We start from the raw sequence: 12,304 nt of genomic DNA on the forward strand, positions 1-12,304 counted from the left end.
TTTGTCTAACTTTTTGGGGTCAGTTCACATTAAGCGTCTCTTTTTTCACTTTATTTTAACAACTGTTCTTCCTTTTAACTTTCCTTGCAATATAAGTGCAAACTTCTCATCTAATTCTTCTAATGTACATTCTTCTGTATAAGACGCTAACTTTGAATTTTCCCATTCATCCGCTAACAATGTCCACACATCTCTTCTCACATCCACCGGGCATTGCACGGAATCTATCCCTAAAAGGCTTATGCCTCGTAAAATAAACGGATATACCGTTGTATGTAATTCCTGTCCTGCCACATTACCGCATGTCGTTACACAACCACCATACTTTACTGTTTTTAAAGCTGTTTCTAACATATGTCCACCTACAGTATCGATAACTCCGGCGTATATCCCTTTTAACATTGGTCTTCCTGATTCATCATTCAATTCCGCGCGATGAATCACTTTTTTCGCTCCTAGACGTAGTAGCATCTGTTCCTCTTCCATTTTCCCTGTCGCTCCTACTACATTAAACCCTAACTTACTTAAAATACTAACAGCTACACTCCCTACGCCGCCTGTAGCACCAGTTACTAGAACGTCTCCCATACCAGGATTAATTCCTGCTCCAATAAGCTTATATACCGACAAAGCAGCAGTAAAACCTGCTGTCCCATACATCATACTTTCCTTTAATGACATTCCTTCTGGTAAAGGCACGACCCAAGATGATGGGACGCGAATATATTCTCCGAAACCACCAGAGGTATTCATACCTAAGTCATATCCCGTTACAATAACTTGATCTCCTACATTAAAGGAGTTATCTTCACTTCTCACAACTTCTCCTGCGGCATCAATTCCTGGCGTATGAGGATACGTTCTCGTAACACCTTTATTACCAGTAGCTGAAAGGGCATCTTTGTAATTTAATGAAGAATAATGAACTTGTATGAATACGTCTCCCTCAGGTAAACTACTTACTTCTCTCTCAACAACTTTTCTTACAAACTGATGATTTTCCGTTTCGTTCACAACGATTGCTCGGAATGATGTATGATTCATTATGCTCTCTCCTTTATCCGTCAAATTCTTCTTTATTATATAGAAGAAATAAGTAAGCTTACTCATTTCTTCTTGGCTATATTTCAACAAATCTTACTTCCCTATCACTTTCTCATAATATATATTTTCATTTCTACCAAAAGCCCTTATACTTATTCTACATCTAAAAAAGAATATATAGAAAATCTGACTTTTTATAAATAAATTGAATTTTTACGAAATGTAAATGATTTGTAATGTTTTTTTTCGCTAAATTTCATTATAATAAGTGGATATGAGTGTCGTATTTCAATCCAAATGAAGGAGTACAGGAAATGGAGCAAAACCCATCTTTGCAAGAAAATACACGCAGTAAACCGAACAAAAATAAGAAAAAAATAAAAATTATTATAAGCGCTATACTATTCGTTTTATTAATAGGTGGCGGTTATACTTGGTTTTTAGTAAATAAAGCATCTTCTGCTGTTCGAAATGCCGCACACGATTTAGCACGCGGTGATAAATCAGATTTACGAGATAAAGCTGTTAAACCTATTACAAATAACGTCTCTGTTTTAATAATGGGTGTTGATGAAAGCGATGTCCGAGGAAAAGAATATGGTGAAGCTATAAGAACAGACGCGCTTTTACTTGCAACATTTAATAAAGATAGCAAAACTGTTAAACTATTAAGTATCCCACGTGACACATATACTTATATTCCAATAGAAAAGAAAAAAGATAAAATTACACATGCTCATGCATTCGGTTCTGCTAAAAACGGAAAAAATGGTGGACCACAAGCAAGCATTGATGCAGTTGAAAAATTAATGAATGTTCCTGTCGATTATTTTGTGAAATTTAACTTTAAATCATTTATAAAAATCGTCGATGACTTGGGCGGTGTTGAAGTTGATGTACCAGTTGAATTTACTGAGCAAGATAGCAATGATAATGCTGAGGCAATTCACCTAGAAAAAGGTGTTCAAAAGTTAAATGGCGAAGAAGCTCTTGCTCTTGCTAGAACAAGACACATCGATAGTGATGCAATGCGTGGACAACGTCAACAACTCGTTATCGAAGCTATTTTAAAGAAACTAACAAATGCTGGTTCTGTAACAAAAGTTGGCAACATCATTGATGATATTAACGGACAATTCGTTACAAACTTAACATTTGATGATATGCTTTCATTCTATAAGTACGGATCGGATTCGGAAATTGAGAAATTACAAATCCAAGGTGATGATTGCTATATGGCAAAAGGTGACGATACATGTAGCAAATCTGCTGGTGGTGGTCGAACTTACTACTACAATCCAGATAAAAAAGAATTAGCTAATGTTACAAATGAACTTCGTACTCATCTTGGGCTACCTGCATATACAAAGTCTGACTCAGACTCTGATTCGAAAAAGACAAAAGAATCTAAGTCTGAAAATTCAAGTGAACGCGAATCAAGTAACAATGAAGTGAAAAATAAGAACAAAAATAGCAGTGAAGATACAGAAACATCGTCTAACGACAATGAATAGTAAAGAAGCAGTACTCTATGGAGGTAGAGTACTGCTTCTTTTTATTTCGTCAGAATCAAAAATCAGAACTTTCTAACTATCTTTTTTAATATTTTTAAATTATAATAAATAGTAGCAATCTATTCCAATTATCAGGGGGCTCATACATATGAAAGCTGCAGTAAAACATAACATCTCAGATTTTAAAGACTACTTAAAATCCAACGATATATACATGGAAGAAAATATAGATGAAAATGATGGCTCTGTTCATTTTTCAGTAGGATTAGAGACAGAAGCTGGCGCAAAAATTCAACTTATCGCTGCTTTCCAAAACGAACATCCTACGGTGGATATATACTGCTTCAATGTTGCTCACGTGCCTGATGCAACATCAACAAATGATATTTTACATGTCATTAATGAATTAAACACATCTTATCGCTTTGCAAAATTCACATTAAACAAGCAAAATGCAATTGATATTTCAGCATCTCTTGCATTCTCAGAACCAAACTTTAATCCAGCACTTGTCTTTGAACATACGAGAATGCTATATAAATTAGCAAATGACGAATATAAAAACTTAATGAAAGTTATTTGGGCATAAATAAAAGGATGGGCTACAAGCAGCCCATCCTTTTATTTCGATATCATATCAATCCACATTTTAACAGCAGTGCCTACAATCAAAATCGATAACATATATTGCAGTGCTTTTTGATTGGTCCCCTTCCCGACTCGCACTCCAAGCGGCGCAGCAAAGATACTTGCAACCGCAATAATAAGAGCTGGAATTACAACTACTTGACCAGTTATCACTTTTCCAGTCGTAATCCCTACTGAGGAAATAAACGTAATAGCGATAGATGTTGCTATTGTTGTACGTATCGGCAATTTTAAAATAACTAACATAATCGGTACTAATAAGAAAGAACCGCCAGCACCTATAATGCCTGATGCTCCTCCTACAATAAACGCTAACAAGCTTGCTAACCATTTATTATATGTCACTTCACCACTGTTATTTCGTTTCGGTACGAACATCATAATAGCAGCAATTGTTGCTAACGCTGCATAAACAACATTGACCGTATGTTCCTCTAATACGTTAGCACCAAAGCTCCCTATGAAACTTCCTATTAAAATACTAGCTCCCATATACACAACTAACGTTTTATCCATATCATTACTTTTCCGATAAGCCCATGCGCCTGCAAAAGTTGCAAAGAATACTTGTACCGCTGTAATACTACTCACTTCATGTGACGTATAACCAGTAAATCCTAACAATACTGGAATGTATAAGATCATCGGATAATTAATAATCGCACCGCCAATTCCAACCATTCCTGATATAAACGATCCTATAAACCCAATTATAAAAAGTAATAATACTAAACTCACCTGTTATGAAGTGACCTTTGTCAATAGTTTTTCACCCATAATATTTTTCTTGATGGCATACAAAAGCTTCAGAAATAAGATCTATCGACAGTTAACCACTCTGTTATTCGTGGATTGGTTACCTCAGGTTAATGGTTCGTCGTTAGGCTCTTATAATCTCACTGCGTGGATCACACCTTTTCAAATTCTAATAAATAGCTTGTTTATCAGAATTTCAGCCATGCCAGAAGAGGTGAGTCATAGATAGCCAGACCTGTAATTCACTATCTCTGAAGCTCATCTATGCCATCAATTGATACCTTTGATTTCTAACTATGAATCAATCAACTTCATATCCTTCCCTCTTTATTTTCGGTGAATTTTACCTGTTTCTAATCCCCATATAAAACACCCCAGTTCTCTTGCGATAGCTGTAACGGCAACATTTCTAGGCTTCCCTTGATATATCATGCGATAATATTTTCTTTGTAACCTTTCTACAGCCTGATCCGCATAAGCAATCACTTCGCTTCGTTGCCCTTTTTGTCTTGCTTTCACTCGCTTCGATTTTAATCCGATTGCTCCTTTTACCAACGCATTTGCACATTCTACAAGAGTAGACCTAACGGTCGAATTTCCTTGTTTTGTAATCGAACGTCGACTGATTTTCTCTCCACTTGAGCTTTCGCTTGGCGTCAATCCTACATAAGCCATAAATGCTTTAGCCGTGGGAAAACGAGTGAAGTCTGCAATTTCCACATGAACAGTCATTGCCGATGTTGTATCTATACCTTTTAAGCATCTTAACTTTGCGATTGGTTCTTCGTACCTTTCACGATGAGATAATTCTTCTAATCTCAAACTGAACCGCTCAATTTTATCGACTAGAACATCATACTGTAATAGGTATTCGCCTAACGTTTCTTTGAATAATCCTTGTAGATCAAGATTCTTTAACCATTTCATATAAGCGATTGTCCAGCTTGATTTCCCTTCATACACATAGCCATGTCTTAAAAGGAATGCTTTTATCTGTTGTTTTATTTTTTTCAAAGATGTTTTAAAATCACCTAACATGCGGATATACTCTTTCACGGCAACATCCTCTTCTTCTGGAACATATACTTCTTTATAGGTGCCATTTGCTAAATTAAGAGCAATCATTTTGGCATCGAATTTATCATTTTTCACCATTTTGTTTTTTGATGAACTGTACATTGTTGTGGGAGCTAAAATATCACAATCAATTCCATTTTGTTCAAGAAGATTATGAAGTGAATACCCTAAACAACCAGCCTCATATCCAGCTTTAATTTTTATATCTTCACCATATTTTGTTTTCAGTTTCTCAACGAATTTTTTTACGAGAGATACATTTGAAGCACATCGTGCTTCTCTTACAATTTCCCCAGTTGTTCCGTGTAGTGCACATAAGCTAAAACTTTCCTTGTGGACATCCATCCCAATATATATTATATTTTCCATAGTGGCCTCCTATTATCATAGGGTATAACCCCATTCATAATGTTTTCATTCATTATTATGGGTTAAAATCCCTGACTTGATAATCTAGGAGGTCACTTCATATTATCTTACATCCCCCTCCTTCTAAAAAGAAGGTGATTTAAATGAATAAGTTTACATTCCCATCCGAAGCATCTGCTAAATATGCCCCTACGCCTGCAAACTCTATCCCTTCCATAATCTCTTCCTCTTTTAACCCTAATAAATCTACTGTCATTTGACAAGCTACAAGTTTAATTCCTTGTTCTTTCGCCAAATCAATTAAATCTGGCAAAGGCATTGCGTTATGTTTTTTCATAATGCCTTTAATCATCTTTGGCCCCATGCCAGCAAAATTCATTTTGGATAATCCCATCTTATCGGCACCGCGTGGCATCATTTTTCCAAATACTTTTTCTATAAATGTTTTCTTTACATTCACATGTTCATCTTTCCTTAAAGCATTTAATCCCCAGAAAGTATGAAAAATAGTTACCTCTTGGTCATACGCCGCTGCACCATTTGCAATAATATAAGCAGCCATTGCTTTATCGTAATCTCCGCTAAATAACACGATTGTCGTTTTCTTCTGTTGTTCCATATTGTTCCTCCTTCGAATTACCTATAGGGGTATTTAATTATTTATAAAAAGGCTCAAACCTTTTATCTCTATGCTATATGACTTTACCTTCCCAAGCTAACATACCACCTACCATATTGATTGCTCGAAAACCGTAACCTTCTAAAAATTGAACGGCTCTTGCACTTCTCGCGCCAGAGCGACAAACGATAATATATTCTTTCTTTTTATTCAACTCATGCATACGAAACTCTAATATCCTTAGCGGAATATTACATGCTTCTGGAATTTTTCCTTCAGCTACTTCTTCTACTTCACGGACATCCACAATATTTACTGCTTCTTTACGTAATAATTTTTCTTCTAATTCTTTTGCTGTCATTTCTTTCATTTTAAAGTCCTCCTCACAAACCATTCATACCACCTGAAACATTGATAAGGTGCTGGAATCCTAATTTCTTTAATACCTTTGCCGCTTGCTTACTTCTCATCCCGCTCTGACAAATAACGATTACTTCCGCATTTTTATCTAATTGATTTGCTTTACTAGCTAACTCATTTAACGGGATATTTCGAAATCCCTTCATATGATTCCCTCTATATTCACCTACTGTACGAACATCGATAAATTGCTTCCCCTTTTTCCCCACTATACTCTTTAATTCTTTTCCACTTATATTTCGAACACCTTTTACCGGTAAAAAACGTGAAATAACAAATCCTGCAGCAAGTACAATGAAAAGCGTACTTAATATTGTGTTCATATAACTCCCCCTCTATATTTATAAAATTATTTCTTTACTACGCCTTCTTAATCCAAAACTTTAGTACATCGCCTTCTTCTTCATGCTTTACAATGTCATGACCACTTTTATTTGCCCACGCTGGAATATCCTTAACTGACCCTTTATCCGTTACATGTATTTCTAACACTTCTCCAGTGTCTAAAGCATCCATTGCTCTCTTTGTTCTTACAATCGGCATTGGACATGCTAAACCTTTCGCATCTAATACTTGTTTTATATTCATAATCAATTCCTCCAATTTGTTATTTTTATAATGACTCATGCACTGCACAACGATTTGGGCCAATCTCCATTTCTCGCTCTTCTTCCACACTCGGATGAATTTTCCCCATATTCGTTTGACGAATTTCTTCATATGCATTTGGTTGTGGCGGTAAGTTCTCTGTCACAGCTTTACGAAACTCTATTTCATCAGCAATATTTAACCCTACATTCTCTTTAAATAAATCTTGTAAGCTCGCACTCACAACGCCTCTTTCATCCATTTCACTTATTTTTGAATAATGGGCTGGTAAAACAATTAAATCTTGAGACAGTTCCTTATAAAGTGTATATAACGTATTTCTTAAATCACTCACCCAATCTTCAGCCTTACCAGCAAGATCAGGACGCCCGATTGAATCTACAAATAAAATATCGCCTGATAATAAATAAGAATCATCAACAATGAATGACGTACTTCCAATCGTATGCCCTGGTGAGTATAATGCGTCAATTACAATTTTAGTACCCCCCACCGTAATAACAGATCCTTCAACAAGCGGTTCGTATGAGAAAACAACTTCCTCGGCATCTTTTGGCGGTAACCAATACGTACCACCTACCTTTTCAGCTAACTTACGTCCACCAGAAATATGGTCTGCATGTAAATGTGTATCCATTACATTCGTAATCGTAACGCCATGCTCTTTCGCAAACTCTTCATATGCCTCGGCTGTCCTTACCGCATCAATAACTGCTGCTTCACCGTTAGAAACAACCATATAAGATAAACAGCCTTTTCCAAGACGATTAAATTGATATATACTCCCTCCGCCCTGTACATCCCCTACTTTTAACGGCTTCACATATTCACTCCAAGCTTTCATTCCACCAGCTAAATAATAAATATTTTGTAATCCCGCTTCTGTTAATTGCTCTGCCACAAATATAGAAGACCCTTCTTTTGCACATACTACTAAAACATCTTTATCTTTAGGTAATTCACTTACAATATGATCTACACCATCTAACAAGTCAAAGTAAAGTTTATTAATAGAAGAAACTTGTTTCCCTTCAATTTTCCAATCTTCATAATCCGTCTCATTACGAACATCTAAAATGAATAACTCTCCGAATAAAACTTTCTCTGCAACATCTTTTGCTTGTAACGGTTTAACATTCATCTTATTACCCCCATAGGTATATTTTCGTTCAAAAAAATTTACTTCTCTATATTCCCTTGCCACTCTACCATACCTGGAATGACATTTTTCACATTTAAATAACCTTTCTCATTCAACATTTGGCAAGCTATATCACTGCGATTACCAGTTCGGCAAATAACATAAATTTGCTTCGTCTGATCTAACACTGCGCTGTCTAATTCACCTAATGGCACCGAAATGGCAGATGGAATATGGCCAAAAGTAAATTCCGCTGCTTCGCGAACATCTAATACAATGCTCTCTTCCCCATGAGACAATATAGACTGTAATTCTGCATTCGTAATTGTATGTGGATATTTCACAGCTTCATTCACTTCATACTCGTTTGCTTTCCTAACATAATGCACCAATACATCCCCCTCGTGTTTCGTCCCGATATATTGATGTCCTACTTTACTCGCCCAACTTTTTATATCTACCGTAGATCCTTTATCTGTTGCCTTAACTTCAATCACCTGCCCTGGTGTTAACCCTTCTATCGCCTTCTTCGTTTTCACAATAGGCATCGGACAAGCCAAACCTTTACAATCTAAACTCATATCCACTTTTATACTCATAATCGATTCCTCCACAATTCACATACATATACCTGTAGGGGTATATTAAAATGTTTTTGAAAATCTGTCAACACTTACGTTTGACAGATTATCGGCTTTTTACAAGTAATTGAACAGCTTCTTTAATTAACTCTTCATTTGAACCATTACCACTTTCAAACTGTTCACGCAAACATTGCTCTAAATTCGTTCCAACAACGAGTCCAATTGTACGATCAAGTGCAGAACGAGATGCCGTTAACTGTGTAATAACCTCTCGGCAATCTTTTCCTTCTTCCATCATACGAAGCACACCACGAACTTGACCTTCAATACGTTTCAATCTATTTTTCATATCTTGATTGTATTCCACTATAGACCACCTCCGTAATTGTAACTATATTATACATTACTTTATAACTTTGTATAATATCATATACCCTTCAGGGTATATTGTAAAGTTTTTAATCTTTAGACTGAAATTTATACTTACTTCACAATTTTTCTAAATTATATAAAAATAGGCCGAATCAACCATATGATTGGTTTCGGCCTATTTTTATTAATTTACGTTAATCATTATTAATTTAGCTACATTTCTATCATTAATCACAATCTCTTTTTTCTCATTATTCGGCAATAAAATTATATACTTTCCTTTTCTAGGAATCTTCCAAATCAATTTTCCTTCTTGATTAGTTTTCCCTATCGAAATCACGATTTCTTTACTAGGCTGAGGTAATTCATCTTTTATAAGCATAATTTCAAAGTCTTTTATCTGTTGTTTCTCTTTATTTTGAACATAGAAAGTTATAGGATTAACAACTTTACTAACATTCTCTTCGTTATTTACTATATAACTAGACATCATGATTATGACCAATATACAATACAAAATCCAAATAGAATTACTATATTTATTCAGGCCATTTTTTAATATTATTAAACACATCGTCTGTTATCCGATTTCCAAAATTCATATTTTTATGTAACTACTCAGCTTAGTTAGGAAACAAGGCATGCCAAATACATGTTTTCCATTCGAAAACATGAAAAAGAAAAGACTCCAATAAGAGAAATAATCTAGATCAAATAGAGAATTTCTCTTATGAAATTGTGCAATTCCACGGAACCGTTCCGGTTTCTATAACCTGGCCTATCGCTTGTAACACAGATTGTTTTTGTTTTTTCATGGTACTCATAAAGCTTCGTATCTGACAAAAAGATTCTGCGCCTTCCTTACTTCGGAAAGTCCCAGATACTTTCTGTTTCACTTTCGTCATTCGAATATCTCGTTCCGCTTGATTGTTATCAAATGGAACGTCTGGATGTTCTAAGAATGCTAGAATTCTGTCATCATATTTGACGAAGCGATTCCATAAATTTTGAGCAGGCGTCTGTTTTCTTTTCTTTTTTGAGTCTGAAGAAAGCAACTCCTTTTCTTTCAATATGGATTGATAAATGGTAACCAGCTTCTTTTGTTCTACTTTTGGCAGAATTCCTTTGTATTGTTTTTTTTGATGCAAAGCTTCCGAGAGAAACTCCTGCATGTGTTTGGCCCATTTTTCTCCGGTACTATCTATAATTCCTTGCAGATCTCGTAAGAGATGGGCATTACATAAAACGTGTCGACAATCTGTAAACACATCATATGGCTTCCAACCATCATGCATCGCAATTCCAGAAAAAGAAGGCAGTATTTCACCCGCATCCATGGCTTCTTTTCCACGTTTTGCATGAATATGTTGCAATGTCACCTCCGGTGTACTGGCAGTATGTAACCACTGTGTTTTACCTTCTACTCGCATACCTGTTTCATCAAAATGAACAACCGAAGACTGAAGAATCTTTTCTTTGGCTTCCTGTACAAAAGGCTGCAGTTGAGAAGCGAAAGCTTTTGTATGATTGACTAGGGTTCCTTCGCTGATAGAATGGCCAAAACAGTCTTGAAAGAATTCTTTTGTTCGTTGCAAAGAAATACACTGATAATGTGTTAAATAAGGAATCAGTCTTTTTATATGCGGACCATATTGTACAGAACGAGACACTGTAGAAGGAAACTGGGATTCTTGGATAGTATGACAATGAGGGCATTCTTTTTGTTCTACTTTGTGTTCCGTTACTTCTATCTGGATAGGTGGTAAATCATATACTTGGCGAATGCGGTATCCTTTCACAGGTTCGTTGTGTAAGGACGTGTTACAACACGTACAATGCGTAGGAGAATAGGTAATTGTATGGTCTAGAGCCGTTGTCAAACCAAGAGTATGTCCTTTATGGCCCAACTGGCCACCTGTTTGACGATTAGACGGTTTGCGCAAACTTTTGGTAACCGGTTTACACAAACCATCTGTAGAAGGCGGTTTATGACTATTTTTGGAGTTTTTTTTAGAACGATTTTCTAATTCTTCTATACGTCTTTCAGATTTAGAGAATGTTTCTTCAAATAAAGAAATAACAGCTTCAGGACCTTTTTTATAGGCCGTTAAAATGACTTTTCGATCGACCATACTATCACCTCCACACTGTTTGATATACTCAGTATTTACAGATAGAGGGCATATGAAACTAGTAAAATAAAAAAGACGCCGACAAGTGGCTGAGTAGTTACATTTTTATTTCCTCTTGTATGAATGGCTATTATTTTGATACCGGTATCGAAATACTGATATACAGGTGATCCACTTTGCCCCTCATAAGTATCAATCTTGTATGTTAACATTCTAGGAGAAACTCCCTCAATTGGACCATAGTCTCTCCACATTGTGTAACGTTCATTTCCTATTTTATCAGCGGGATATCCAGGAATCGCCGCAAGTAAACCTTTTGGTGATTCTACATAGGTAGTTCTATATCCCAACCAGCCAATATAATCTCCTGGAGACCCATTTAATTTAATCGTTCCATAATCATAATCTGAATTTTCATTATCAGTCCATCCACTTACTGAATAGAGTTTTGTCCAACTATAAGGTAAATACGGTGCTTGGTTTCCATTTCTACCAGGGGTCACAATAACATTTGTCGCCCATCCACCAATTTCTTTATTGTAAATACAATGTCCAGCTGTAAGCACTGTATCTTTACTAACTAGTGCTCCTGTACACCCATAAACTTCTCCACTATTTTACTGAGTCGCAACATGGACTATAGCGCTATACGGATATGAATTTGTATCATTAACCCGTATTCGATCATCGCTTCCTATAACAGAATAGGTAAGAATATTAGGTGAATAATTTAACGTACTATTTTCCAAATATGCTCCCCAATCTTCCCCACCATGTTTTCGCCCTTCAAATGAGGGCGAAACAAGATCTTCTCCCCTTCGATCATTACTATACAATGATTGTTCTTGAAACAGTTCACGTTCTCCCTCATTTGAGACCGATGTCCACGGTACATCTTCTGCATACACCTTCTGATGCACCAAAAATACTATGCAAAAAAATATAAAAAGAACACCAAAACGATAAAGAGCCAACCTGCATCTTATAGAAATAAAGCTATCCAACATAACTTACCTCCT

The 12,304-nt window shown here is 35.9% G+C and carries 14 protein-coding genes and 1 pseudogene; 2 read left to right on the plus strand and 13 right to left on the minus strand.

Translation table 11 applies throughout. The features are described from left to right. Positions 1–45: 45 nt before the first annotated feature. Entirely contained in the window at positions 46–1,131 is a 1,086-nt protein-coding gene (locus tag MHI28_RS13745; protein WP_074790768.1) for a YhdH/YhfP family quinone oxidoreductase, read from the minus strand. 227 nt (positions 1,132–1,358) lie between these two features. On the opposite strand from MHI28_RS13745, the gene MHI28_RS13750 reads away from it, so the two are divergent. Next, on the plus strand, positions 1,359–2,558 hold the full coding sequence (locus MHI28_RS13750; RefSeq protein WP_000437427.1) for an LCP family protein: 1,200 nt from the start codon (positions 1,359–1,361) through the stop codon (positions 2,556–2,558). 148 nt (positions 2,559–2,706) lie between these two features. Further along, the gene (locus tag MHI28_RS13755) at positions 2,707–3,147 is read left to right on the plus strand and encodes a hypothetical protein (protein ID WP_000642361.1); all 441 of its coding nucleotides are present in this window, start codon (positions 2,707–2,709) and stop codon (positions 3,145–3,147) included. A gap of 32 nt (positions 3,148–3,179) precedes the next feature. Here MHI28_RS13755 and MHI28_RS13760 read toward each other — a convergent pair whose 3' ends face one another. The 12 genes and pseudogenes from MHI28_RS13760 to MHI28_RS13815 form a co-directional block, all read right to left on the minus strand. Then, positions 3,180–3,944, minus strand: a complete 765-nt coding sequence (locus MHI28_RS13760) for a sulfite exporter TauE/SafE family protein (RefSeq protein ID WP_000060625.1) — start codon at positions 3,942–3,944, stop codon at positions 3,180–3,182. A gap of 345 nt (positions 3,945–4,289) precedes the next feature. Then, positions 4,290–5,408, minus strand: coding sequence for an IS110 family transposase (locus tag MHI28_RS13765; protein WP_277548338.1), 1,119 nt, complete (start codon positions 5,406–5,408; stop codon positions 4,290–4,292). 139 nt (positions 5,409–5,547) lie between these two features. Beyond that, positions 5,548–6,027, minus strand: coding sequence for a DsrE/DsrF/DrsH-like family protein (locus MHI28_RS13770; protein WP_000437740.1), 480 nt, complete (start codon positions 6,025–6,027; stop codon positions 5,548–5,550). 73 nt (positions 6,028–6,100) lie between these two features. After that, positions 6,101–6,397 carry a rhodanese-like domain-containing protein gene (locus tag MHI28_RS13775; RefSeq protein ID WP_000661799.1) on the minus strand — a complete coding sequence of 99 codons (297 nt, stop codon included), beginning with the start codon at positions 6,395–6,397 and terminating at the stop codon, positions 6,101–6,103. 13 nt (positions 6,398–6,410) lie between these two features. Further along, on the minus strand, positions 6,411–6,770 hold the full coding sequence (locus MHI28_RS13780) for a rhodanese-like domain-containing protein (protein WP_001092313.1): 360 nt from the start codon (positions 6,768–6,770) through the stop codon (positions 6,411–6,413). Positions 6,771–6,807: 37 nt separating this feature from the next. After that, complete coding sequence (locus MHI28_RS13785; protein ID WP_001022560.1) at positions 6,808–7,035, minus strand: sulfurtransferase TusA family protein; 228 nt, start codon at positions 7,033–7,035, stop codon at positions 6,808–6,810. Positions 7,036–7,060: 25 nt separating this feature from the next. Further along, the gene (locus MHI28_RS13790; protein ID WP_340828060.1) at positions 7,061–8,197 is read right to left on the minus strand and encodes an MBL fold metallo-hydrolase; all 1,137 of its coding nucleotides are present in this window, start codon (positions 8,195–8,197) and stop codon (positions 7,061–7,063) included. A gap of 38 nt (positions 8,198–8,235) precedes the next feature. Next, entirely contained in the window at positions 8,236–8,796 is a 561-nt protein-coding gene (locus tag MHI28_RS13795; RefSeq protein WP_086413292.1) for a sulfurtransferase TusA family protein, read from the minus strand. An 88-nt stretch (positions 8,797–8,884) separates the two neighbouring features. Then, positions 8,885–9,148: a metal-sensitive transcriptional regulator gene (locus MHI28_RS13800; RefSeq protein WP_000456206.1), complete on the minus strand. Its 264-nt coding sequence runs from the start codon at positions 9,146–9,148 to the stop codon at positions 8,885–8,887. A gap of 189 nt (positions 9,149–9,337) precedes the next feature. Next, the gene (locus tag MHI28_RS13805; protein ID WP_000335660.1) at positions 9,338–9,727 is read right to left on the minus strand and encodes a DUF2606 family protein; all 390 of its coding nucleotides are present in this window, start codon (positions 9,725–9,727) and stop codon (positions 9,338–9,340) included. Between the two features lie 154 nt (positions 9,728–9,881). Then, on the minus strand, positions 9,882–11,285 hold the full coding sequence (gene tnpC / locus MHI28_RS13810) for an IS66 family transposase (protein ID WP_100909799.1): 1,404 nt from the start codon (positions 11,283–11,285) through the stop codon (positions 9,882–9,884). 35 nt (positions 11,286–11,320) lie between these two features. Beyond that, a pseudogene (locus MHI28_RS13815) lies at positions 11,321–12,292 on the minus strand (trypsin-like serine peptidase). Positions 12,293–12,304: the final 12 nt, after the last annotated feature.

The sequence above is a fragment of the Bacillus sp. FSL K6-0268 genome (assembly GCF_038005425.1).
GTDB lineage: Bacteria > Bacillota > Bacilli > Bacillales > Bacillaceae_G > Bacillus_A > Bacillus_A thuringiensis_S.